We start from the raw sequence: 24,400 nt of genomic DNA, 5'->3' as shown, positions 1-24,400 counted from the left end.
ATTCTTCTCTAGACCACGCTAAACACTGAGTTTAAAAACACTTTGCCAATCCAAAGACCGGCTAAAAATTAAATTCTTTGGATCGCTAGCGATCCTGAACCATCCATTTGCCATCAACCTGAGTCAAGACAGCATCACATAGTTCTACATCTGAGTCCGTCAACTGACGAATCACTCTATGCCCTTTGGCACGAAGCTCATCAATCAACACATTTAAATCACCTTCACTCTGCTCAGGCGCCAAAATCAGCTTAGACTTAGCAACCTCCAGAGAAGTTACATCCGCAACTTTCAATAAATTCAGACTGAAACCGGTTGCCGGTCTGGCGCGACCAAACACTTTACCCGTTTCATCGTATCGACCACCAGATGCCAACGGTTGACTACCACCGGTTTTAAAGGCCGAGAACACAACACCCGTATGGTAGTTATAGCCTCGTAATTCACTTAAATCGATGTAGATGTTTACATCAGAAAATTGAGTCTGAATACGACCAACCAACTGTTTCAACGCATCCACCGCTTCGACAGCATCCGCCGACAACGGTGCAACCAATTCTCTGATGGTATTTAGGATTTCAGGACCACCGCATAAGTACGCCAACTGACGTACAGCTTCACCCAGAGATTGGTTTTTGAAATATTTCGGGATATAAGCTTCTAATTCAGGCAACGCTTTACGGCGCAGGATATCAAACAGCCCACGCTCCTGATCCGAATCTAAAGCCGCTTTTTGCATTAAGCTTCGGAAAACACCCACATGCCCTAGATCCAAGGTAATCGCTTCAATTTTTGAGAGTTTCAGAGACTCCAGCATCAATGCAATTACTTCAAAATCACTGGCGATACCAGCGTGTCCATATACTTCCGCACCCAATTGAATCGGATTACGAGTATCCATGGTATGAGCTGGCTTGGTATGCAGAACCTGTCCTGCATAACAGAAACGAGACACACCTTCACGAGCAAGTGAGTGCGCATCAATACGAGCCACTTGAGGGGTAATATCAGCTCTTACACCCATCAAACGACCATTCAATTGGTCTGTAACTTTGAACGTTTGAGTATCCAGATCATGACCAACACCGGTAAGCAATGACTCAAGATACTCCATCATAGGCGGCATCACTTGGTCATACCCCCATGACTTATATAAGTCCAACAACTTTGATCGTAATGTTTCAATCTGCTCTGCCTTTGGAGGTAGGATATCTTCCACCCCATCTGGCAACAACCAACGATCCGCAATCGTCATAAAGCGACTCTCACTTCTATCCTAAAGAAGAAATTTCCACAGGTATTCAGACTAGTAAATAAAGAAGCACTAAACCTGCAATCATGGAACATAACCCGACTTTCCGGATCGACCGATCATTCATCTGTGCGATTTTGGTGACGGTCTCTCGCCACTGTTGTGGCACTAGAAAGGGAAGTACACCTTCAAAGACCAACATCAAACAAAAACCAGCGATCAGACTGTTCAGAAATTCATCCGACATAAAAAATCAGGCTTTATACAAACACAAAAAAACCGGGTCTTTGACCCGGTGCGGTATCATAACACGAACTTAGTAAATAACCCCAACAAATTGCGGGCTCATTTATCTATTTTCCTTACTGCTTCGTTTTAGGCGCGCCTAAGTATTTAAAGAAGTCGCTATCCGAGTCCAGAATCATGACATCACTATCTGCACTAAAGGTCTCTTGATAAGCCTTCAGGCTGCGAACAAACGAGTAAAACTCAGGATCTTTACTAAACGCTTCCGCATAAATGCGAGCAGACTGAGCATCGCCATCACCTCGAATCTTTTCAGCTTCACGGTAAGCATTTGCTTCAATAATAGTACGACGACGATCAGCATCAGCACGAATACCTTCCGCCAACTCACGACCACGAGAACGATACTCACGCGCTTCACGTTCACGCTCAGATCTCATACGCTTGTATACATCTTCGTTCACACGCTCAGGCAGCTCAATACCCTTCACACGGATATCCAGTAACTCAACACCAATGTCAGTCAGCACTACTTGATTCAACTTCACGGTTAAGTCATCCATCAGCTCATCACGCTGACCAGAAATTACTTCATGAACTGTACGCTGAGCAAATTGCTTACGAAGCCCGTCATCCACACGGGATGCCAACAAACGAGAGGCAGCTATTTCATCCCCAGAGGTTGCAGTGTAGAACTTGGATACATCCTTGATTCGCCATTTTACAAACGAATCAACAATCAAAGGCTTCTTATCTTGTGTTAAATAAGACTGCGGCGTGTAATCCAAGGTCAAAACACGAGCATCAAATTTACGAACCTGATGCATCACAGGCATTTTGACATGAATACCCGGTTTAAGATCCGCATCAACCACCTCACCAAAGCGCAACAAAACGCCTCTTTCAGTTTCCTTAACGATGTACAACACATTGGAGGCAATCGCCAAGGAAAGCAAAATCACGATAGAAACAAATAAACTTCTAGATGACATTATCTTAGCTCCCTGGTGCGGCGATTACTTGATTGGCGTTGGCGAAGTTCATCAATCACTTGACGAGTCACCTTATCCAGATCAGAAGCATTCAGACTCTGACCTCCTGTCTGCGCAACTGATTCAGTCACACGATTGCCAACGATTTTATCCAAGGGTAAGTACATCATGTTATTGCCACCTTCAACATCAACCAACACCTTTGGTGTTTCAGCCAATACCTTCTGAATGGTGTCAATGTACAAACGCTCACGAGTTACTTCTGGTGCACGCTTGTATTCCACAAGTAATTGATTAAAGCGATCAGCCTCACCCACCGCTTTAGCAACCACCTGCTCTTTATATGCATTTGCTTCTTCCATTTGACGCTGAGCCTGACCACGCGCTTCAGGAATAATACCGTTTGCATAAGTTTCCGCTTCGTTACGAAGACGAACCTCGTCTTCTTTAGCTTTAGTCACATCAAGAAACGCATCTTGTACTTCAGCCGGTGCCTGAGCGCCTTCCAGGTTCACTTTGCTTACGGTCAAACCAGTTCCATACGCATCCAGATAGCTCTGAATACGGACTTGCACTTCTGAAGCCAGTGTTTCACGACCTTCCGTCAATACAAAATGCATCTCAGAGGAACCGACTTCATGTCGCAACGCACTCTCAGCCGCCTGACTCAAGCTATTCTGTGGATTACGAACATTCAGCACATAGCTCTTAATATCACTGATGACGTACTGAACCGAAATAGTGACCTCGACGATATTCTCGTCTTCCGTCAGCATTTTATTGTTGAACGACTTCGATTGTACTTTCGTCACATTCTCTTTAGTGACTGAATCCACCAAAGGAAATTTCCACTGCAAACCTGGGCCCCAGGTCTCATGATATTTACCTAAGCGTAAAACAACGGCTTGCTCACGTTGATCGATAATATGAATCGAGTCATACACCGCAGCGATAAGCAGAGCAATAAAGACAATCACAGCGATCGGGCCAAAGCCACCACTCGAGCTACCACCGGCAGGAGGCTTACTTCCAAACAAGCCCCCCATTTTGTCCATTGCTTTCTTTATTACTTCATCTAAATCTGGCGGGCCGTCATTTCCACGGCGACCACCCCAAGGGTCCTGGTTGTTACCACCCGGCTCATTCCAAGCCATCTTGATACTCCATTCTGGTTTCAAAATTCCAAAAGCTGCACAAAAGTTTATCCAATTGTGCTCCAAAAATGTAGGTAATTCTTACATTTACTCCCAATCTTCCTTATCCGGCTTAGGAAGATATAAATATGGATCAACCCCTGCTTTAGACAGGACTTGAAGCAAATCCGCTGTCGGTCCCAGTACATCCAACACATACCGACCTTGCTCATCAAACTCTTCATGCTCCAATAAATCTAGCTCATAGAGTCTAGCTCGGACAGATGCATGTGCATGATCCAGCACCCATTGACCTTTATAAAGATCTTCAGACAACAATTCTGACAAAGATTCCAACAATCCATCGAAACCTAACTTATCCTTGGCCGACAACCAAACCCGAATAGGACGACCATGATCATCCCGTTCGACTCTTGGTTCAGTATTGCTCAAGCAGTCAATTTTATTAAAGACATGCAAACACGGAATCTCATGCGCACCAATCTCCTGCAACACAGAGTTAACCTGTTCGATGTTATCATAGCGCTGCTCATCACTGGCATCTGTCACATGAAGCAACAAATCAGCCTCACAGGTTTCTTCCAATGTTGCCCGAAACGCCTGCACTAACTTATGAGGTAAGTGACGAATGAACCCCACAGTATCAGCCAAGACGACAGGCCCACTATTTGGCAGGGTAATCTTACGAAGCGTAGGATCCAAGGTCGCAAACAACTGATCAGCTGCATAGACATCCGAGTCAGTCAACGCATTAAATAACGTCGATTTGCCCGCATTGGTATAACCAACAATAGAGACGGTAGGCGTTGACGAACGGCGTCTTGCCTTGCGCCCCTGATCACGTTGTTTCTTAACTTTTTCCAAGCGCTTTTGAATATTCTTTACACGCTCGCGTAATAATCGACGGTCGGATTCCAATTGCGTTTCACCCGGACCACGCAAGCCAATCCCACCCTTTTGGCGTTCCAAGTGAGTCCAACCACGAATCAATCGAGTCGACATATGCTGCAACTGAGCCAACTCAACCTGTAATTTACCTTCGTGCGTTCTCGCTCGTTGAGCAAAGATATCCAAAATAAGAGTTGTACGATCCAATACCCGACATTGAAGCACATGCTCCAGGTTCTTCTCCTGGCCAGGTGCCAACGCATGATTAAAGATCACAACTTCAGCTTCATGCAGCTCAACCGCCTGACGAATCTCATCAAGCTTGCCGGTACCCACAAAATATTTTGAATTAGGATGATTTCTTGTACCTCGAATCAAACACACAGGCTCAGCACCTGCAGAGGTCACAAGATCTTGAAACTCATCTACGTCTTCAGAGTTTTGGTCGGAAGTGAAGTCAATGTGAACCAGGACAGCCAGTTCACCACCTTCAGGACGTTCGAAAAACAATCGGCCTCCCAATAGACACACAAAAAGGCACTCTCAATAATGACAGACAAAACAATCGTTATCGAGGAAAGTGCCTTAATTTAAAACGCTCTTAATTGGAAAACAGTCCCTGTAGCCTTTCGAAGAGCAGATCGGAGCTTGTTACAACAAACAAGCAAATACCAAGTAAAACTTAGTCGTCTTCACCGTCTTTTGTAACAGCATCTTGCTGTGGCAAACGAACACTACGTGAAGGCACGATCGTAGAAATTGCGTGCTTATATACCATCTGACTCACGGTATTTTTTAGCAAAATTACGAATTGATCGAACGACTCGATTTGACCTTGAAGTTTAATCCCGTTAACTAAAAAGATAGACACTGGAATGCGTTCTTTACGAAGCACATTCAAATAAGGGTCTTGTAAAGAGTGCCCTTTTGACATTACGAATTCTCCTTAAGAGGTTTGTAATAATTATTGCATTCAATCCATTAGGTACTGACTGCGTTGAATATAGACCAACTAGTCTAGACAGTTCAGACCAAATTAAAAAAAATGACAACTTTACGAGCGAAATTGCTCTATTGTTCAATAAAATTCTGCACTTGCCGGACAGTTTCAGGGATTAAATTCGGGTTTAATGAATCCAACCACTCCAAATCATCCCAGCTTCGCAGCCAGGTTATTTGCCGTTTTGCTAATTGCCTGGTAGCGTAAATTCCGCGATTAACCATGTCATCATAGTCATATTCGCCATCCAAATACTGCCACACTTGGCGATAACCCACAGAACGCATAGACGGCATATTCAAATTAAGATCACCACGCTCTTTGAGAGCTTTGACCTCATCCAAGAAGCCTTGTTCCAGCATGATACGAAATCTTTGTTCTATCCGTTCATGAAGAACTTTTCGTTCCTTCGGCGCCACAGCTAAACTGAGCACCCGGTAAGGGAAATTACACTGCACATCCCGTTTTTGTTCGGCCCACAAATCGGTCAGTGTTTTACCTGTGAGTTCATAAACCTCTAAAGCTCTCTGCAAACGCTGAGGATCATTAGGATGTATGCGCTCTGCAGAAACAGGATCAATCGACTTTAATCGATCATGCAAACATTGCCACCCCAACGTTTCCGCTTCATTTAACAACTTTTGACGTACTGCTTCGTTAGCCTCAGGAAGATTAGCAATCCCCTCCTTTAACACCTTGTAGTACATCATTGTGCCACCAACCAGAAGTGGCACCTTGCCTGCACTTCGGATTTCTGCCATAGCATCCAAAGCATCCACTCGAAACTCAGCAGCAGAATAACTTTCCGCTGGATCACAAATATCGATTAATCGGTGTGGCGCTTTTGTTAGGACATCTGCTTCTGGTTTAGCAGTACCTATGTCCATTTTTCGATAAATCAAGGCTGAGTCGACACTAATTATTTCACAATTACATCGCTGAACCAGCTCTACCGCCAAATCGGTCTTGCCCGCAGCGGTTGGCCCCATCAACCAAATCGAAGGGTATTTATCCACAGACTGCAATTAACAAACACCTATCACACTATCGATCATTAAATCGATATTTGTTTGAATAAACATACTAATGACTGACAGCCTAAATACCATTCGACTTGAGTCTAAGCCCAATACTGACAGTGAAATTTTCTGAATACTAACGGCCACGCAAGAATAGCTTATCAAGTTCAGACATTGATAGACTGGTCCAGGTTGGTCGACCGTGATTACACTGACCGCTTCGTTCAGTGGCTTCCATATCACGCAAAAGCGCATTCATTTCAGGAATCGTCAATTGTCGATTGGCTCGAACGGCACCATGACAAGCCATGGTTGCCAACACCTCATTAGCTTGGGCGGCCATTCTATCACTAATTCCGTATTCAATCACATCCGACAACACATCTCTAACCAATTGATCAATTTTTGCATTTCTTAACAAAACCGGGACCTGTCGAATGACCAAAGTTTCAGGCCCAATTCGTTCCAGAGACAAACCAAATGACTGAAACACGGCTTCATTTTGCTCTGCACAATCCGCTTCTTTGGTACTGACCGCCATAGAAATTGGCACCAATAGCGGTTGAGCCTGAATACCTTGTTCCTGATAAGCCAATTTCATGCGTTCATAGGTAATACGCTCATGAGCCGCATGCATATCCACTATCACCATCCCCTCTTTATTTTGAGCAAGGATGTAAATACCGTGCAACTGTGCCACAGCAAAGCCCAAGGGCGGCACATCTTGATCGGACTCAGGCAAAGCAGGCCTCGATACAGAGCCTTGGTCAACAGTTCCCCGATTAAAGGTGCCGGAGAAACCAGAGCCTTCAGAGCGAATGTCATTTCCTTCATCCATAGAAAACGGCGGAGCACTCTCCATCTGTGCAGAAGACTGATGTAAGTCGCCATACACCTGCATGTGTTCCCGAACTTCTCCGTGCGAAGGAGCGCTATTAAAGTTCATCGCGTTTTGCCCGCCAAACACACCGGCAGCCTGCCCTGACACCGGCATACTTTGAGGCGACTGCAAAGAAACCGACTCAACACCTAACGATTCCGTAGACGCTGTTGGCTTCTGCATATCCGGCGTTACCTCTGCCAACGCACGATGCAAACTACGGAATAAGAAATCATGTACCATGCGAGAATCACGGAAACGCACTTCATGTTTGGTTGGATGTACATTTACATCCACGGTTGCAGGATCTAATTCCAAGTACAAAACAAACGCAGGGTGCCGACCATGATAAAGAACATCACGATACGCCTGACGAATTGCGTGCGCCACCAACTTATCCCGAATCACCCGACCATTCACAAAGAAATACTGTAAATCAGCCTGACTCCGCGAGAAGGTAGGTAACCCTACCCATCCCCAAAGTTTTAATTCCCCAACCTCAACATTGACCGTCACAGCATTCTGAATAAAGTTGGGGCCACAAACAGAAGTCACTCGACGAGCCTGCTCTTGCTCAGTCGTGGCCGGCCGGAAGTTATGAATAATTCTCTGATTGTGTTTAAGAGAAATACCAATATCAAACCGGCTTAAAGCAATTCGCTTAACCACTTCTTCCAAATGGCCAAACTCGGTCTTTTCCTTGCGAAGAAACTTACGACGTGCCGGCGTATTGAAAAACAGGTCCCGCACCTCAAGAGTTGTTCCCACGTTGTGAGCGGCCGGCTTGACCGTTGCTGTCATTTCTTGCCCTTCGACAGACACCTGCCAGCCTTGATCACTCTCAACATGACGAGAACTTAGCGTTAACCGGGAGACGGAACTGATACTTGCAAGCGCCTCGCCTCGGAACCCCAAAGTTCCTACCGCTTCCAAGTCATCTAACTCGATAATCTTACTGGTGGCATGACGGGACAATGCCAACGCCAGATCGTCTTTTACAATCCCCTGCCCATCATCACGAATGCGAATCAGCTTTACACCGCCTTGCTCGACATCGATATCCACACGCTTAGCGCCTGCATCCAGGCTATTTTCTAACAACTCTTTTACCACCGATGAAGGGCGCTCTACCACTTCACCTGCGGCGATCTGATTCGATAATCTTGGAGAAAGCTGATGAATACGTGTCATGAATGATTACTTTATAGACAAAAGAATATGAAATGGAATCCGTTTAAATGGAAGTCTACGACTTACCACCAGGCACTTTTAATGTTTGTCCCACATGGATAATACTGCTTTTAAGGCCATTAATTTCTTTAAGCTCATTAACCGTCACACTGAACTTACGAGCCACACGACTCAAGCTATCTCCATGCTGCACCTTATACTTGGTAACAGCACCAGTGCTTTGGGTAGGCGAAGGCGCACGGGAAATTGTCTGGCTCTTGGCATTTTCAAGGCGTAAACCACTCGAAGCCTGCGTTTTTTCTAACGATGGACGTCCCGCTTTCACCCACGCCAGGTAGGTTCCTACCGGCGGTTTATCATTGAAGTACCGCTTCACGCCCTGTGCCAAACGCTTAGCCATTTTCTTACGATAATTAAGACTACCCAAGTTCTTGGCTTCCGTAGGATTCGAAATAAACCCCGTTTCAACCAGAATGGAAGGAATGTCCGGCGACTTCAACACCACGAAACCGGCTTGCTCCACATGCTTTTTATGAAGTTTGGCCACTTGCCCCATTTCACCCAACACCAAGCTACCCACATCCAAACTGGATTTAAGACTGCTGGTCATTGATAGATCGAGCAACACTTCTTTAAGCACATCAGATTTATCGTCCAACGACACATTCCCCACACCACCAATTAAGTCAGCGTCGTTTTCTTTTTGCGCCAACCAGCGACCCATTTCACTGGTTGCACCACGTTCGGATAACGCCCACACCGAAGCACCGCGTGCAGATTTTTTATGGAAGGCATCCGCATGAATAGAAACAAACAAGTCTGCCTTTTGCTTCCGAGCCAAGCGCGTACGCCCACGCAGACTGATGTAATAATCACCTTCTCGCGTCAATTGGGCTTTAAAGCCATCAAGCGCATCGATTTCGCGTTTCAATTCCTGAGCAATCGAGAGAACGACATTTTTCTCCATTAAACGACCTGGACCAATGGCCCCCGGATCCTCACCACCGTGCCCCGCATCAATCGTCACGATAATGTCTCGTTTCCCGTTGGCGACAATAGACTTGGCACTTTGAACAACCTCACGTTGAGGCGCGGACTTACTGTATGGGTAGACATCCACCACCAAACGATCCCCATAATGATCATTTGGTTTTAATAAAAAGCTCTTGGGTTTAACGGATTCTTTCAGGTCAAGCACGAAGCGAACATCACCTTGAGCGCGCTTTGCGTGGCGAATACCATTGATTGGACTGCCGGAAAAATCCAGATTGGATAAAGATTTTGGCGTGACGGTATTCGATAGATCAAGCACCAAACGATCAGGCCCCTTTAACATGAACACCTGATGATCCACCGCTCCGGTCAGATCAAATACCACCCGAGTATATTCAGGCGCCTTCCAGACACGAATACTTTTTACCTTCTCCTCCGCCTGTACACTAAGACACACAGAGAACAGCAAATATAACGCGATAATGAAGCGTGATAACAACATACGATCCTTATTCTTGCGTCTCACTTAAAAAGTTTTCCAGATCCACCAACACGTTTCGCCCATAGTCAGAACTAGATTCTATTTCAAGAAAACGTCCGCCTTCGTCAGCCTGTAGACGAACGTGCAAATCTGGATCAGGCAAGACACCTTCTCCCTGAGACGGCCACTCCACCAAACACAAGGCTTGATCCTCGAAATAGTCACGTATTCCCATGTATTCCAATTCTTCCGGGTCTGACAAACGATACAGGTCAAAGTGGTAGACCTGATAACCACCCACTTTGTACGGCTCCACCAAGGTATAAGTAGGACTCTTTACTGCGCCAGAATGTCCATACGCAGACAGCACACCGCGACAAAAGGTGGTCTTGCCTGCTCCCAGGTGCCCGTGTAAATAAACAACACCTGTCCCCTTCAAGACAGTGGCAAACTGTCCTGCTAACCAAAGCGTTTCCGTTTCGTTGTCTAAATAGCGACTAAATAACATAGGAGTTTCTGTTTTGTTCTCAACCAGATTGGTGCAAAATACACAGTCTACTCAAGATGAGCAGAATTTTCACTGATCAGATGCCTTCAGATACCCCTACTCCTTCACATTCAATGCGAGAACTGGCCAACCGAATCAAACAACTCGGTACGGAACTGGGATTTCAGGACGTTCGCATCACCTCAACCGATGTATCCAAACACTCTGAACATTTAAAAAACTGGCTCGCCAGTAAGTTTCATGGTGACATGGGCTGGATGGAAAATCACAGAGAACTCAGGGCACACCCGGAACACCTCCAGGAAGGCACGTTACGAATCATCAGTGTTCGTCTCGAATACATGCAGAATCAAACCCAGGCCACTGAGATTCTGGAGCAACCCAGCAAAGCTTATGTCTCACGTTACGCATTAGGACGGGATTACCACAAACTCATGCGCAAACGTTTAACCCAACTGGGAAAAGAGGTCACACAATACGCAGAGTCCCACGGGTTTCGTGCCTTTGTAGATAGTGCACCGGTGCTTGAACGAGGCATTGCAGAAAACGCAGGCATGGGCTGGATCGGTAAAAACACCATGCTGATCAATGCGAAAGCGGGTTCTTACTTCTTTCTCGGCGAGTTATTCACCAACTTACCTCTGCCTGTCGATCCGCCTCAGGAAACCATGCATTGTGGCAGCTGTTCTTCTTGCCTCGACCTTTGTCCCACCAATGCATTTGTAGCCCCTCATGTGTTGGATGCCAGAAAATGTATTTCGTACTTAACCATTGAGTATGACGGAATCATTGATGAAGAGCTGCGACCATTAATGGGCAACCGTATCTATGGCTGCGATGATTGCCAAATGGTCTGCCCTTGGAACAAATTCACTCAAGAATCCAGCGAACAGGACTTTGCTCCCAGACATCAACTGGACAACATCGAATTGCTTGAACTTTTCCTGTGGACCGAAGATGAGTTTTTGAAGAACACGGAAGGCTCACCTATCCGCCGGGCAGGCTATCAAAAATGGCAACGCAACATTGCAATTGCACTAGGTAACGCACCAGCACAAACAAAGATATTAGATACATTAAAAGAAAAACTTGATCAGTCGTCAGAGATGGTCGCCCCTCATATCGAGTGGGCGATCCAGCAACAGACCACCAAAGCACAGCTGATTACACTCAAACAAGAATAATCAACGCTGTGCCATCAGAAGACTTAAATTAACTGATAGAAAGGAAGGTCTTACGATAGTGCTCTAGTTCGGCAATGGACTCACGAATGTCATCCAACGCTTTATGAGTACCGGCTTTATTAAAGCCATTAAGTGCATCAGGGTTCCAACGCTTCGCTAATTCTTTCAGAGTACTCACGTCAATGATGCGGTAATGCAGGTAGGATTCCAGCTTAGGCATGTATCGGTACATAAAACGACGATCCTGACCGACGCTGTTGCCGCACAAAGGTGATTCACCTTCAACAACATGCAGAGCAAGAAACTCCAGCGTTTGACGCTCCGCTTCCTCAACCGAAATCGTACTTTTCTTAACACGATCCGTCAGGCCACTATCGCCATGCGTTTTAGTGCACCAGTCATCCATTGCATCAAGAACATCGTCCGGTTGATGCACTGCAAGCACAGGCCCTTCTGCAATCAAATTCAAGTTAGAATCGGTAACTATGGTGGCAATTTCCAAAATACGATCCGAGTCTGGATCCAATCCGGTCATTTCCATATCAATCCAAACCAAATTACTGTTATCTGCCATTCCCAAATTACCTGTTAACTCAATCATTTTTCAATTCTAGCAACTAGAATCAAGATAGACGAGCCTCAAATTCATTTGACTTTTAGTAGACAGATCGCAATCCTGCCATCTATTCGAACGGCATCACACAAGATTCCTGAAAAACACGAACGAGAACAAAGGTGTTATCTCTTTTATGGCTAAACGCAAGCTCACTCGCCAACAATCCTGGCGAATCAAGAAAATCCAGGACGAACGCACCAAACGTGCCGAGCAACGGGATGCTAAAGTAGAGCAAGCTTTAAATGAGAGCGATTTAGGAACCGAACAAACCGGTCGAGTGGTGTCGCATTTTGGCGTGCAGGTTGATGTTGAAGCCTTTCCCTACGACCACACTCAACCAGAGATCATTCGCTGTCACAAGCGCAGCAATCTAGGCGACATTGTTACTGGAGATCTCGTCACCTGGCGACAAGGTCAGGACGACATGGGCGTGATTGTTGCCGTTAACGAACGTCAGAATCAGCTATCTCGCCCAGGCTTCCGAGGCGAAATGAAACTGATTGCGGCCAACATCGACCAGATGATGGTTGTGATTGCCCCGGAACCCGAACCCCACCAAGGGTTAGTCGATCGCTACTTTATTGCCGCCGAATACTGGGCCATTGAGCCTATCCTGGTGATCAACAAAGCCGACTTATTTGAAAGCAGCCCGTACAAAGAGCGACTGGAACGACTAAACCAGCTATACACCAGTCTTGGATATAAGGTCATTACCGCATCCAGCCAAACAGAAGCGGGATTAAACGACCTTTATAGTTCCCTTAAAGACAAGACAAGCGTATTCGTAGGACAGTCAGGGGTGGGGAAATCATCGCTCATCAATGTACTCCTGCCTGGTTCTGACATTCAGACCGGAGAACTCTCCGAAACATCCAGAAAAGGTAAACACACCACCACGACCGCTCGTCTATACCACTTCCCTACCGGCGGCGATTTAATCGACTCACCGGGAATTCGCGAGCTGTCGCTCACGAACTTAGACAAGGACACCATTTTGGAAGGGTTTAAAGAACTGCACCCTTTCATTGGCAATTGTAAGTTCAGGAACTGCAATCACGAGTCGGAGCCACAATGCGCCATTCGTGAAGCCTATGACAGTGGAGCGATTTCGGAAGAACGCTACACCAGCTTGTGGCGCATCATTGATTCATTAGAAGAAGAATAGAGAATCTGGATGATTTCTAGTTTCACTTAGAAATCATCCAGATTCCAGATTTGTTCATTGTCTTCAGCTTCTTTAAAACGATCAGGAGACGGTAACTCATCGGGCTTAATGTTACCCAAGTCATCTGACAGTTTCTTAGTCGCTTCTTGCATTTCAGACTTTGTGAAAGGTTGGGAACGAGGCCTTACCGGCTCAATAACCTTAGGCTCATTATTCTGAACCTTACCACCAGCGTTCGTACGAATTTGCTCCGCTGATTTCTTATTCAAAACAATCATCGCGATTCGGCGATTCACCGGATCAAACGGACGCTTCTCATCAAATAACACGGTATCCGCCAAGCCCACCACTTCAGCCACTTTGGCCGCTGGCATACCACCTTCAATCAAGGTTCTTCTCGCGGCATTGGCTCGATTGGAAGACAACTCCCAGTTGCCAAAGTCATCATCGTCGGCGTATTTTGCGGAGTCGGTATGACCGGTGAGTTTCACCTTATTAGGCACTTGCGACAAGAAATTACCCAATTCAAGCAGAATATCCCGCGTGTAATATTTAAGGCGGGCACCACCGGGATCAAACATAGGTCGCTTGGTTTGATCAATGATCTGAATCCTCAAACCTTCCTTGGTGATATCAAGCACCAACTGGTTCTTAAACGGACGCATGGTTTCACTTTCTTCGATTTTTTGCGTTAATTCCTGCATCAGATCTTTGAGACGCTCACGTTCAATTTTTTCCGCCAGCGTTTCAATATCCGCAGCAGACATCACCCCTTGAGGGTCAATGTAATCACTGTCGTAGCCGCGCGTTTCATTGTTGGCATCGAGGGTTTGAGGACTGCCCCCCAAATCAATCACATACCGACTGCCACCACTTTGGCTGACCCCTGCTGGGTCTTTAAAGTAGCCTTCAATGGCTTTCTTCTGGGTTTCCGTAGTGCTGTTCAAAATCCACATTAAAAAGAAAAACGCCATCATCGCGACAGCAAAATCCGCAAAGGCTACCTTCCAAGAACCGCCATGATGCCCTTCTTTTCGGATGGACTTTTTAACGATAATGGGTTGAAACTCTTCCACTCTGGCACCTTTGCAACAGATTCGAAAAAGCGTGCAACATCATAAGCACGCTCAAGATTACTAACGGTTTCTTACTCGCTTATCTAACTCAGCGAAAGTTGGACGGTAATAGGTAGGAATGGTTTTCCGGCCGAATTCAACGGCCAGCTGAGGCGGCATACCATTTTGTGAAGCGACAATACACGCTTTAATGCACTGGAACACATCCATCTCCTGATGAACACGGTTTTCAATGGCGTTACTAGCCGGCCCGATGATGCCATAGGCCAATAAGATACCAGTAAAGGTACCCACCAGAGCCGCCGCCACTTTTCCACCCAATACTTCGGGCGGTTCAGCAATCGCAGCCATACTCAAAACAATCCCCATAACCGCAGCCACGATACCAAATCCAGGCAAGGCATCAGCGACTCGAGCCAACCCGATGGCTGGGGCTTCCTGTTCATGGCGCAAGGTATCCATTTCAAGATCCATTAAATTATCTAACTCGTGAGACGCCATATTGCCCGAGGTAACCAGTCGCAAATAATCACAAATAAAGGTAGTCATCTGCGGATTAACCAGAACAGAGGGGTATTTAGAAAAAATAGCGCTTTTGGTAGGTTCTTCGTAGTCGGCTTCAATCGACATCATGCCTTCACGTCGACTCTTGGCAAATAAGTCAAACAACAAACTCAAGATGTCCATGTAATATTTTTTATTCACTTTTGAGGGCATCATCAAACGCCCGAACCACATTAACGCTGTTCTGGCTGTATGCCCGGTATTCGCAACCACAAATGCGCCTGCTGCACCACCACCAATAATCAAGAGTTCATGCGGATGCCATAATGCATATAACTCACCGCCAGCAAGAATAAAACCGCCACCGATGGAGCAAATTACAACAAGCCAACCTAGTAGTACGAGCATCGAAACTCCATGTAACAAAAAAACACGTTAATTGCGCATCCAACATGCAATGCTTTGTTCACTAAATTTACTGGTTTGTGAATGCAACTTTCAAATATTGTTGGATTTTTTTTATATCGACCAGTATTTAATAAATCTTAGACAAATTTTATAAGCTACTATAAAACACGTCTGTAGAATCATTGTAAATCAACAGTTTTTTAGCGATCCTCTCTCGTCAGAAAGCAAAAGGTTTTAAAAATATAGCCGATAATAACCAAGACTAAACAGATCACGATGAATCAATGGAAATAAGTAAACGTCCAAGCAATGCCGAAGAATGGGCCAACCTGATAAAGGATCAAGCACTTCCTCTGCTCCCCAATACCAGCGCACAATTAATTACCGCGCTTAAACAGGCGGACCTTGCTTTTAGCAAGCTAGCGGCATTAATTCATCGAGACCCCATTGCCTGCTTATATTTAATTAAGTTCGCCAATCAGCAAAATAAGAATCCCAACACAGAGATTCATTCGCCCGATCACGCCATCAGTATGTTAGGTGTGGATAAAGTGCGGACCATTATGAAAAAGCTTCCGACACTGAAGCTTAATCCGAGAAACATCGCTCACAGAGAATATTTACAATCGCTGTGCAACAGTTTGCATGCTGCAGCTCAAGCAGATGCCATGGCACAATATAAGCCGCTGCTTCCAAGAGAAAACCTATACTGGTCAACACTCTTTGCAGGAACCGGCTACTGGCTTATGTGGTCAGCCGCCCCGCATGAAATGCGTATTGTTCAGTACCTTACTTTTGAAGAACGTATGCCCATGGAGCAAGCTCAGAGAAAAGTACTGGGTTGTACCATTCTGGACATCAGTCAATACCTAGGCAATCTCTGGCAGCTACCAACATTCACCAAAGCCAGCATGATGGAAGGGTTAAAGCCAACCCGTCGACAGCTCGTAGAAATCAGTCAAGCCTGCCCTGAAACCGCAGGAGTCACCCCTAACGTCAAACGTGAAACCAAGTTTCTGTTAAACAGCCCGATGTTCCCTACCTTTCTGGGTAATCTGCTAGCACTTGAAAGTTACAAAAACTGGCATGGTCGAAATTTCCATCGCGCGGTTGCGATTTATGGCACATATATGGCGATCAATCATCAGACCGCCTATGAGCGAATTCGTGATGCAGCCATTCAGGTTTCACGAGAACACCCTATTCCATACATTCTGCTGCCGGCAAAACATCTGCTTCAGATTCCGTCAGACATCACCCGCGTAAGCAAACCAAGCTGGGCTCAAGATGAAATCCCGGACAAACCACGCCCTAAGCGCTCAACGACTGCTCGAGCCGAAGCAGATGCAAGCGGCCAATCGAAACAAAGCATGGCGGGTGATGTGGACTTCATTCCAAAACAGGCAGGCCCGAGAAAAGAGAAATCCAACCCAGCTCTAGGTTTGGCCAGTAACAACGTAGCTAAAATCAAGGACAAACGAAATCTTGAGATGTTCAGCGAGTTGACCAACAACATGCTGAAACACCCTGAACGCTTTCAGGATGTCCATGAACTAATGAACGCGGCTGTTCAATGCATAAAATACGGACTCAGCTTGGATCGGGCATCGGCCTCACTTATTAACAGTTCCGGCACTAAGTTGGTCACTTACTATACCGCTGGTATGATGGATACCCCTAAACTGGCGGACTTGGTTATTGATCTGACGAAACCGGGCTTATTCCAAAAACTGGCCCAAAAACCGCTGGGAGCCTGGATCAATCAAACCAACTTCCCCAAAATGCGAGCTATGATCCCAGGTGCACTGGTCAATGCATCCCAGTCTCATCATTTCTTTGTTCAATCCATTTTCGCTAAGAACAAGCCTGTTGCGATTGTCTATGCCGATAGCGGTGCACGAGGGGCAAATCTCACAGAAGAAGACTACAAATACTTCAAGGTCTTATGCCGTGCGTTAGGGCATTGTGTTGAGCACTTTTCAGACCGGAAAGCGACGCTTAAAAAAAGCCAGCAAATTCCGACCTAGTCGCCATCTGCAACGAATAGCCATGACAACCCCTTTCCTCAGATCCGTTTTTCGTTAGAATAAAGATCAAATATCTTGCATCAACGAACACATGGACTAAGTACTGTGGCCGACGCACAACCGTTATTACCCCTTATCCTTGATCCCAAGGATTTAAATGAAGCGATACAAACACCAGCGCTTGCAAGCAAGCTCATCATTGTTGACCTTTCCACTCAGGAGCTATACGACCTAGGGCATATTCCCGGCGCCGTGTACATTGATCACAAGCGCTTAACCTGCGCTCAACCACCAGCTCCCGGACGACTGCCAAGCCTCGAGCAACTTTCTCAACTGATGTCAGACATTGGTCTGACAGACGAGAGTCATGTCGTTGTGTACGATCATGAAGGCGGACCTTGGGCTGGTCGTTTTATCTGGACATTGGATTTATTGGGCCACCCTAACAGCTCTTTCCTAAACGGTGGCCGTGATGCATGGATGGCCGAAAAATTTGATCTGAGCAATGACACACCAGACACTACCCCATCAAATTACACTGCTGAATTAGTCAATCCTGACTGCCGCGCGACTAAAGAAGAAATTCTGTCTGAGCTGGATAATATTCCAAACAGCTGGGCCATCTGGGATGCCCGCTCACAGGATGAACACAACGGCACTAAAGTCCTCGCTGCTCGTGGCGGACACATTCCTAATGCCACCCATCTTGAATGGACAGACACTCTAAATAAGAGCGATAACAACAAACTACTCCCTCTTCCAGAATTAGAAAAACTTCTGAACAAAAAGGGACTAACCAAAGACAAAACCATTGTTTCCCACTGTCAAACCCATCGTCGATCAGGGCTGACTTACCTTGTGGCAAAAGCATTAGGTTACCAGAACAATAAAGCGTATGATGGCTCCTGGTCGGAATGGGGCAATGATCCGGACACCCCGATTGAGCCTGCATAAACCCAACAAGACATCGATAATTTAGGGTTTATACGCCTTATTGAACCATGAATGACTGCCTTGATTTTCGAAGCAGTCATGATTCAGTCATAGCCTTAGGTCAAACTCCTGAAGCACAGCACATTAATGAGTAAGTGATACCCAACATGAAAGACCGTTTATTTGCGCTTTCCCAACACTTTATGCCTCAACACGCACTCTCTCGTTTAACACGATTGGTTGCAGAATCTCAGGCAAGCACAATCAAAACGCCTTTTATTAATACCTTTATCAAGCAATATGGTATTGATATGTCGGAAGCGGCGAACCCTGATCCTGCCAGCTACGCCAGCTTTAACGATTTTTTCACTCGCGCTCTTAAGCCAGGAGCACGCACCATTGCAGAAGGTGAAAAAACTGTAGCATGTCCAGCCGATGGCGCTGTCAGTCAATTAGGCGACATCCAGTCTGGCCGTATCTTTCAAGCGAAAGGCCATGACTTTGGACTGAAAGAGCTTTTGGGTGGCGATTCGTCCTTAGAGGATGAATTCCAACAGGGGAAATTCTCAACTATTTACCTGTCACCCAAAGATTACCATCGCGTTCACATGCCATTTACCGGCACATTACGCTCCATGACGTATATTCCAGGCAAGCTTTTCTCGGTAAACCCTGCAACGGTAAACAATGTGGATAACCTGTTCGCCCGAAATGAACGAGTTTCCTGCATTTTTGATACTGAATTTGGCCCTATGGCGGTAGTTATGGTGGGCGCTATGATCGTAGCCAGCATTGAAACTGTGTGGGCCGGCTTGGTTACGCCTCCTAGAGGGAAGCTAACAACCTGGACCTACCCAAGTGAAGGCGAGAAGGCGATTCACCTGAACAAAGGTGATGAGCTGGGCCGATTCAAGCTAGGGTCTACCGTTATTCTGTGTTTTCCGAAAGACAGTATTGAATGGGAAGCCTCATTGAAAGAAGGGTCTACCACCCGAATGGGGCAATTAATCGCTGATTACAGCTAACCCACTCGCGACAATGAAGGATTTCCTTCTTCATTCCGTTTGATGCCTCAACCCCAGAGGCATCAATCACAAGAAGCATCAACTTCTGTCATACGGGAACGCAAGAACATCCGCAATGTTCTTATAACCGTATCGCACCATCAATAACCGCTCGATTCCCAGCGCCACACCGCAACATGCTGGCAATCCTGCAGCTAAAGCAGCCACCAGTTTTCGATCCCACGGTAATTCAGGCTTTCCATACACCGCCCGTTTGACATTATCAGACTCAAAGCGTTGTTGCTGCTCATCGGCGTCCAACAACTCATCGTAGCCGTTGGCTATTTCAGCACCAGAAACATACAACTCAAAACGTTTCGCCACCAGAACTCCATCCACTTCAGCCACTTTAGACAGCGCCGCTTGCCCAGCAGGGAAGTCATAGACAAAGGTTAATTCACCTTGTCCAAGGGAAGGTTCAATAGCATGGCTCATCAAAAGATCCAGGCAGGACTCAAGAGACTCTCTATCCATATCGCAACCGGTTTGTTGCTTACAACACTGCCGAAGCTGTTCCAGAGATGAAGTGAACGGATCTAGCCCCAAATACTGTTGAAAGAGTGTTCGATAAGAGTGAAAACTCACCGCCTCAACAGACAACAATGGGCCCACAAGTGCCGCCACTTCATCCATTAATTGCTGAAGAGTGAACCCCGGCCGATACCATTCCAGCATGGTAAATTCAGGATTATGACGAGAACCCGCCTCACCGTTTCGAAATGCTTTGGCAATTTGATAGATGCTTTTGCGGTGCGTAGCCAGTAAACGCTTCAAAGCAAATTCGGGAGACGTTTGAAAATATAAAGTCTCACGCTGCCCCATAACATCAACTTCGGCAGAAATTGAGTCCAAGTACAAATCTGTCGTCGCACCCCGCATCAAAACTGGGGTATCAACCTCCAACACATTTCTGTCAGCAAAAAACTGCCGAATTTCAGATAAGGTTTTCGCTCTTTGCTGCAACCCCTCCCAAGAGGCGCTCGCCTGCCATGTATTTTCGACCATTGTTTGTTCCAAACTTTCATCCTGTAGAAACAAAAAAGGCGGCCTAAGCCGCCTTCTCTGGATCAAGATGTAAAACTACATCTCATAACCCCAAACTATGCACGTGAAACGTATTCGCCAGTTCGAGTATCAACTTTTAGCTTATCGCCAATATTTACAAATAGCGGGACTTTAACCACGGCACCGGTGGTCAGGGTCGCAGGCTTGCTACCACCTTCAGCGGTATTACCCTTCAAACCAGGATCAGTTTCAGTCACTTCAAGCTCAACAAAGTTTGGTGGCGACACGTTCAATGGCTCACCGTTGTACAAAGTCACCGTGTAGATGTCCTGCTCTTTTAACCATTTGATGGTTTCACCTACGGCTTTTTCGTCAGCGGCATGCTGCTCAAAGGAACCATCGGTCAACATGAAGTGCCAGAACTCACCGTCGGTGTACAGATATTCCATATCGATATCCATTACATCCGCAGCTTCCAGAGACTCACCTGATTTAAAGGTACGTTCCCATACGCGACCAGTTTTTAGGTTACGAAGCTTAACTCGGTTGAAAGCCTGACCTTTACCCGGCTTTACGTATTCGTTGTCAAGGACAGCACATGGATCGCCATCCAACATTACTTTAAGACCCGAACGAAAATCATTGGTAGAATAAGACGCCATACTTACTCGCTCTTTTAATTGTATTTGGTTGTAACAATGAAACTGATCCAATCGGAATTTGACCCTCGTCCTCAATGGAAACACGAATTATCCAATGCGATCGAGTCTGTTCATCAATTGCTGCATATTCTAGAGTTAGATCCGGCGAAATTAAACCTCAGTGACGCAGCAAATCGTCAATTTCCGTTAAGAGTGCCACAATCCTTCGTAGATAGAATGCAGAAAGGTGTCGCTAATGACCCACTTTTGTTGCAAGTTTTACCCATCACCGAAGAAGAAACACTGAGTCCCGAGTATTCACAAGACCCTCTCGAAGAAAGGAATGCTAACCCCGTTCCCGGACTTATCCACAAATACCACAACCGAGTACTGTTGATTGGCGCTCAAACCTGTGCGATCAATTGTAGATACTGCTTCAGACGCCATTTTCCCTATCAAGAGAACCGCTTGAGCTCCCAGCAACTGTCTGACATCGAGCATTACCTCCATGCACACCCCGAAGTAGACGAAGTAATCCTGAGTGGCGGCGACCCATTAGCCAACAATGACCAACAGCTAGCAAAACTCATTACGCGGTTGAATAACATTCCGCACCTTGAACGCTTGAGAGTACACACCCGCTTGCCCGTGGTGATTCCATCCAGAATTAACGATGCCTTGCTGGACTGGGTCAACCAGAGCCGCCTGCCCATCACCTTTGTGTTGCACATCAACCACCCGAATGAAATCAATGATGAGCTTAAAGACGCCGTTGCTCGATTAAAGAGCACATCCAGCATCCTTCTGAATCAGGCCGTGCTCCTTAAAGGGATTAATGATGATGCGGATACCTTGCTGGCACTGAGCAAGAAACTGTTCAACGCTGGAATACTTCCCTATTACTTAAATCTGTTGGATAAAGTACAAGGCAGCCAGCACTTTGAGGTTTCAGAAGAAGAGGCACGGGAACTCTACCAAGCACTGATGAAGCGTACTTCAGGGTATCTTGTACCTAAGTTGGTTCGAGAACTGCCCGATGTTCCCTATAAGAAGCCAATAAAGTAGTTCCCAGAAGCCTCAGCAAAGTCGTTTAACTAGTTGATATTCCTAGCTCTTAGGGTATTATCGGAAGCTACTAATAACAATAATTCACAGAGATTCGAGCAACTTGGCACGAATTTAAGTATTTTTCTGCATTTACTTTGAAATATTTAAGCCAAGGTAAATTATAAAACTATACTTAGGTTTCCAGTTGAGCGAATACTTGGTTCTTAGGCATGAGTGCACCGAAATCTATCAAGCTAAATATCCCTGAACAGGATTTAACCCGCCTGACATTCTGCGATGCGAATGTTCGAAGCCTACAGGCTTGGGTTGATGGATTGCCAATGACCAACATTGGAGAAACCTCTAAGCGCCTATACCATGCGATTATTGAACTCAACCGGTTACATCTGACACCACAAGTTCGTTATCAACTCCTTGAGCTACTCAGGCCCGCGATTTACTTCATCAGTCGAGCCCTAGGCAAACACTATCTTCAACAACCCGTGGTCATGCCGGAAAAGCCACTCAAGATTGCAAATCTTGCTCAGGCACTTCAAGCGCATTTAGCCGCAGGTTATAAAATTGCTATCGCTCAAGGGCTGGAGTTATCGAACAACGAAAAACACCGTAAATTATTGGCGTTCTGCTCACATAGAGCGATCTCTGATCTTGGTAGAACCATTCTTCGAGCTTATCAACTGTATCGACCGACTCCCGCAAATACCTGGTCTGAAATTCATCAACTCTATATGCTCGCGGAAAATCGAAACCTGCTGGACTACCGGGTCATCGACAAACCGAACTGTAAGCGTGATCACACTACAATCACGGATGCCTATCTTCGAATATGTTTATTAGGTACCGCAAAGCCGAACCAGATTCGCCAACAAGAATTAACCAAGACCTATGATGCTCTGGAAAACTGGGTTGATTATGTAAAGGTCTGTTCTCCAGAAGAAAAACATGCCCTGTTTGTGGCTCAACTAACCAATGATGCGCCACCGATTTATCGCATCAAAGCCACCAGCGCCAGTAAAGATTTACAACGAGGGATTGAAACCCAGCACTTAGTTGATCTGCTAAACCAGCAAAGCAACTTACCAGAAAAGAGTGACGAGTTTTTCATTCAAATCCCTCAGGATATCGGCCCTAACTTGCTTCAGCACCTCACCATTGCCTGGGGGCGAATGACTGAGCGAGGATTTGCACGCGCACCAGCTCATGGGTCGATGGAATTACTGATCGGTCTAGCCTCTGTGCACTTTCATCTTGCAGGCGAGCGCACTCTACATGAGCAACTAGGCCAGGACATCGAAACCGTGGTCTTAGGAGGAAGCGACAATCCCTTCCTTCAATCCAAAGTTGGACGTTCGAATGTCGGTAATGGTACCGATGCGTGGTCCAACGCCTTCGATGCAGGTGGTGGCGCCATGCCAAACATGGACGGCATCTCCATGGACAGCATCAACTTCATGCCAAACCAGCTGGCCGATGAAGAACGGGAAAGAATCAAAAAACACCAGGCGCCTATCCATATCATTGACACCCTGGATACCAGTCCTGGAGGCTACTGTTTACGCTGGAGTTCTGATGTGCCACTCAAGGCACAATCAGGAGAGATCATTGCGTTAAGAGAGAACCAACATCAAGGTTGGAGTATCGCAGTTGTGCGCTGGATCCGACATATCAATCAAAAAGGCACTATGATGGGCGTCGAACTATTAGCCCCCTCAGCATCACCTTGTGCAATCAGATTGATACAAAAAAGTGGAACGATGTCTGAGTTTTTACATGCGCTATTGTTGCCTGAGTTGGCTGCAATAGGTAAACCCATGTCAATCATTGCCCCACGACTTCCGTTTAAAGTCGGCAATAAAGTGATGGTAAACCTGGCAGGAAAAACTTCACAATATCAATTAAATAAAAGACTTACAGCCACTGCGAGTTTTAACCAGTTTCAGTTAAAATCAGCAAGCTCAAACATAAACATTACAGAAAAATCCAAAACTGAAAAGCCTTCTTCTTCCTTAGGAGACGACTTTGACTCTCTTTGGCCTAATCTTTAATTGTTTCATCGCCTGCTCATTTACTACCACCAAGAGCTAGCGTCGCCAAAGAGACTACAA

The 24,400-nt window shown here is 46.0% G+C and carries 22 protein-coding genes; 7 read left to right on the top strand and 15 right to left on the bottom strand.

From position 1 onward, the window contains the following. Positions 1-85: 85 nt before the first annotated feature. From QQL66_RS05660 to tsaE, 10 genes are all read right to left on the bottom strand, one after another. Positions 86-1,255 carry an ATP phosphoribosyltransferase regulatory subunit gene (locus QQL66_RS05660; protein WP_284379782.1) on the bottom strand — a complete coding sequence of 390 codons (1,170 nt, stop codon included), beginning with the start codon at positions 1,253-1,255 and terminating at the stop codon, positions 86-88. Positions 1,256-1,301: 46 nt separating this feature from the next. Next, complete coding sequence (locus QQL66_RS05655) at positions 1,302-1,499, bottom strand: DUF2065 domain-containing protein (RefSeq protein ID WP_284379780.1); 198 nt, start codon at positions 1,497-1,499, stop codon at positions 1,302-1,304. A gap of 115 nt (positions 1,500-1,614) precedes the next feature. Then, a complete protein-coding gene (gene hflC / locus QQL66_RS05650) occupies positions 1,615-2,490 on the bottom strand; it encodes a protease modulator HflC (RefSeq protein ID WP_284379778.1) in 876 nt (291 codons plus the stop codon). Continuing rightward, positions 2,490-3,644, bottom strand: coding sequence for an FtsH protease activity modulator HflK (gene hflK / locus QQL66_RS05645; protein WP_284379776.1), 1,155 nt, complete (start codon positions 3,642-3,644; stop codon positions 2,490-2,492). Before hflK ends, hflC begins: the two co-directional genes overlap by 1 nt. An 87-nt stretch (positions 3,645-3,731) precedes the next feature. Next, positions 3,732-5,042 carry a ribosome rescue GTPase HflX gene (hflX, locus tag QQL66_RS05640; RefSeq protein WP_284379775.1) on the bottom strand — a complete coding sequence of 437 codons (1,311 nt, stop codon included), beginning with the start codon at positions 5,040-5,042 and terminating at the stop codon, positions 3,732-3,734. A gap of 172 nt (positions 5,043-5,214) precedes the next feature. Further along, entirely contained in the window at positions 5,215-5,466 is a 252-nt protein-coding gene (gene hfq / locus QQL66_RS05635) for an RNA chaperone Hfq (RefSeq protein ID WP_284379772.1), read from the bottom strand. A 137-nt stretch (positions 5,467-5,603) separates the two neighbouring features. Then, positions 5,604-6,521 carry a tRNA (adenosine(37)-N6)-dimethylallyltransferase MiaA gene (miaA, locus tag QQL66_RS05630; protein ID WP_284379831.1) on the bottom strand — a complete coding sequence of 306 codons (918 nt, stop codon included), beginning with the start codon at positions 6,519-6,521 and terminating at the stop codon, positions 5,604-5,606. 166 nt (positions 6,522-6,687) lie between these two features. After that, entirely contained in the window at positions 6,688-8,622 is a 1,935-nt protein-coding gene (mutL, locus tag QQL66_RS05625; RefSeq protein WP_284379769.1) for a DNA mismatch repair endonuclease MutL, read from the bottom strand. 55 nt (positions 8,623-8,677) lie between these two features. Then, entirely contained in the window at positions 8,678-10,117 is a 1,440-nt protein-coding gene (locus QQL66_RS05620) for an N-acetylmuramoyl-L-alanine amidase (RefSeq protein ID WP_284379767.1), read from the bottom strand. Positions 10,118-10,124: 7 nt separating this feature from the next. After that, positions 10,125-10,604, bottom strand: coding sequence for a tRNA (adenosine(37)-N6)-threonylcarbamoyltransferase complex ATPase subunit type 1 TsaE (gene tsaE / locus QQL66_RS05615; RefSeq protein WP_284379765.1), 480 nt, complete (start codon positions 10,602-10,604; stop codon positions 10,125-10,127). Between the two features lie 56 nt (positions 10,605-10,660). Between tsaE and queG the strand changes: the two genes are divergently transcribed. Next, a complete protein-coding gene (gene queG / locus QQL66_RS05610) occupies positions 10,661-11,788 on the top strand; it encodes a tRNA epoxyqueuosine(34) reductase QueG (protein WP_284379764.1) in 1,128 nt (375 codons plus the stop codon). Between the two features lie 28 nt (positions 11,789-11,816). On the opposite strand, the gene orn is transcribed toward queG, so the two are convergent. After that, positions 11,817-12,389: an oligoribonuclease gene (gene orn / locus QQL66_RS05605; RefSeq protein ID WP_431356888.1), complete on the bottom strand. Its 573-nt coding sequence runs from the start codon at positions 12,387-12,389 to the stop codon at positions 11,817-11,819. A gap of 148 nt (positions 12,390-12,537) precedes the next feature. Between orn and rsgA the strand changes: the two genes are divergently transcribed. After that, positions 12,538-13,569, top strand: coding sequence for a small ribosomal subunit biogenesis GTPase RsgA (rsgA, locus tag QQL66_RS05600; protein WP_284379760.1), 1,032 nt, complete (start codon positions 12,538-12,540; stop codon positions 13,567-13,569). 26 nt (positions 13,570-13,595) lie between these two features. Here rsgA and motB read toward each other — a convergent pair whose 3' ends face one another. Both motB and motA read right to left on the bottom strand, forming a co-directional pair. Beyond that, positions 13,596-14,645 (bottom strand): flagellar motor protein MotB, encoded by a 1,050-nt coding sequence (motB, locus tag QQL66_RS05595; protein WP_284379757.1) that lies wholly within the window; start codon positions 14,643-14,645, stop codon positions 13,596-13,598. A gap of 60 nt (positions 14,646-14,705) precedes the next feature. Further along, positions 14,706-15,557, bottom strand: a complete 852-nt coding sequence (gene motA / locus QQL66_RS05590; protein ID WP_284379754.1) for a flagellar motor stator protein MotA — start codon at positions 15,555-15,557, stop codon at positions 14,706-14,708. A gap of 284 nt (positions 15,558-15,841) precedes the next feature. On the opposite strand from motA, the gene QQL66_RS05585 reads away from it, so the two are divergent. The 3 genes from QQL66_RS05585 to asd all read left to right on the top strand — a co-directional run bounded on the left by QQL66_RS05585 (position 15,842) and on the right by asd (position 19,542). Further along, positions 15,842-17,584, top strand: a complete 1,743-nt coding sequence (locus QQL66_RS05585) for an HDOD domain-containing protein (protein ID WP_284379751.1) — start codon at positions 15,842-15,844, stop codon at positions 17,582-17,584. Between the two features lie 105 nt (positions 17,585-17,689). Continuing rightward, positions 17,690-18,538 carry a sulfurtransferase gene (locus QQL66_RS05580; RefSeq protein ID WP_284379748.1) on the top strand — a complete coding sequence of 283 codons (849 nt, stop codon included), beginning with the start codon at positions 17,690-17,692 and terminating at the stop codon, positions 18,536-18,538. A 146-nt stretch (positions 18,539-18,684) separates the two neighbouring features. Beyond that, positions 18,685-19,542, top strand: a complete 858-nt coding sequence (asd, locus tag QQL66_RS05575) for an archaetidylserine decarboxylase (RefSeq protein ID WP_284379745.1) — start codon at positions 18,685-18,687, stop codon at positions 19,540-19,542. 78 nt (positions 19,543-19,620) lie between these two features. Here asd and epmA read toward each other — a convergent pair whose 3' ends face one another. Continuing rightward, entirely contained in the window at positions 19,621-20,598 is a 978-nt protein-coding gene (epmA, locus tag QQL66_RS05570; RefSeq protein ID WP_284379744.1) for an EF-P lysine aminoacylase EpmA, read from the bottom strand. Between the two features lie 83 nt (positions 20,599-20,681). After that, positions 20,682-21,248 (bottom strand): elongation factor P, encoded by a 567-nt coding sequence (efp, locus tag QQL66_RS05565; RefSeq protein ID WP_284379742.1) that lies wholly within the window; start codon positions 21,246-21,248, stop codon positions 20,682-20,684. 36 nt (positions 21,249-21,284) lie between these two features. Here efp and epmB point away from each other — a divergent pair, with 36 nt between their 5' ends. Next, the gene (gene epmB / locus QQL66_RS05560) at positions 21,285-22,292 is read left to right on the top strand and encodes an EF-P beta-lysylation protein EpmB (protein ID WP_284379740.1); all 1,008 of its coding nucleotides are present in this window, start codon (positions 21,285-21,287) and stop codon (positions 22,290-22,292) included. 212 nt (positions 22,293-22,504) lie between these two features. Then, a complete protein-coding gene (locus QQL66_RS05555; RefSeq protein WP_284379739.1) occupies positions 22,505-24,340 on the top strand; it encodes a GTPase in 1,836 nt (611 codons plus the stop codon). Positions 24,341-24,400: the final 60 nt, after the last annotated feature.

The sequence above is a fragment of the Litoribrevibacter albus genome, from assembly GCF_030159995.1.
Classification (GTDB): domain Bacteria; phylum Pseudomonadota; class Gammaproteobacteria; order Pseudomonadales; family Litoribrevibacteraceae; genus Litoribrevibacter; species Litoribrevibacter albus.
Note: the sequence above shows the minus strand (reverse complement) of the source record. Positions and strands in the feature narration are given on the sequence as shown.

What these genes read in the sequence shown, in the direction of transcription:
- QQL66_RS05660 (WP_284379782.1), bottom strand. Translation starts at nt 1,255, where the DNA reads ATGACGATTGCGGATCGTTGGTTGTTGCCAGATGGGGTGGAAGATATC.
- QQL66_RS05655 (WP_284379780.1), bottom strand. Translation starts at nt 1,499, where the DNA reads ATGTCGGATGAATTTCTGAACAGTCTGATCGCTGGTTTTTGTTTGATG.
- hflC (WP_284379778.1), bottom strand. Translation starts at nt 2,490, where the DNA reads ATGTCATCTAGAAGTTTATTTGTTTCTATCGTGATTTTGCTTTCCTTG.
- hflK (WP_284379776.1), bottom strand. Translation starts at nt 3,644, where the DNA reads ATGGCTTGGAATGAGCCGGGTGGTAACAACCAGGACCCTTGGGGTGGT.
- hfq (WP_284379772.1), bottom strand. Translation starts at nt 5,466, where the DNA reads ATGTCAAAAGGGCACTCTTTACAAGACCCTTATTTGAATGTGCTTCGT.
- miaA (WP_284379831.1), bottom strand. Translation starts at nt 6,521, where the DNA reads ATGGGGCCAACCGCTGCGGGCAAGACCGATTTGGCGGTAGAGCTGGTT.
- mutL (WP_284379769.1), bottom strand. Translation starts at nt 8,622, where the DNA reads ATGACACGTATTCATCAGCTTTCTCCAAGATTATCGAATCAGATCGCC.
- QQL66_RS05620 (WP_284379767.1), bottom strand. Translation starts at nt 10,117, where the DNA reads ATGTTGTTATCACGCTTCATTATCGCGTTATATTTGCTGTTCTCTGTG.
- tsaE (WP_284379765.1), bottom strand. Translation starts at nt 10,604, where the DNA reads ATGTTATTTAGTCGCTATTTAGACAACGAAACGGAAACGCTTTGGTTA.
- queG (WP_284379764.1), top strand. Translation starts at nt 10,661, where the DNA reads ATGAGCAGAATTTTCACTGATCAGATGCCTTCAGATACCCCTACTCCT.
- orn (WP_431356888.1), bottom strand. Translation starts at nt 12,389, where the DNA reads ATGATTGAGTTAACAGGTAATTTGGGAATGGCAGATAACAGTAATTTG.
- rsgA (WP_284379760.1), top strand. Translation starts at nt 12,538, where the DNA reads ATGGCTAAACGCAAGCTCACTCGCCAACAATCCTGGCGAATCAAGAAA.
- motA (WP_284379754.1), bottom strand. Translation starts at nt 15,557, where the DNA reads ATGCTCGTACTACTAGGTTGGCTTGTTGTAATTTGCTCCATCGGTGGC.
- QQL66_RS05585 (WP_284379751.1), top strand. Translation starts at nt 15,842, where the DNA reads ATGGAAATAAGTAAACGTCCAAGCAATGCCGAAGAATGGGCCAACCTG.
- asd (WP_284379745.1), top strand. Translation starts at nt 18,685, where the DNA reads ATGAAAGACCGTTTATTTGCGCTTTCCCAACACTTTATGCCTCAACAC.
- efp (WP_284379742.1), bottom strand. Translation starts at nt 21,248, where the DNA reads ATGGCGTCTTATTCTACCAATGATTTTCGTTCGGGTCTTAAAGTAATG.
- epmB (WP_284379740.1), top strand. Translation starts at nt 21,285, where the DNA reads ATGAAACTGATCCAATCGGAATTTGACCCTCGTCCTCAATGGAAACAC.
- QQL66_RS05555 (WP_284379739.1), top strand. Translation starts at nt 22,505, where the DNA reads ATGAGTGCACCGAAATCTATCAAGCTAAATATCCCTGAACAGGATTTA.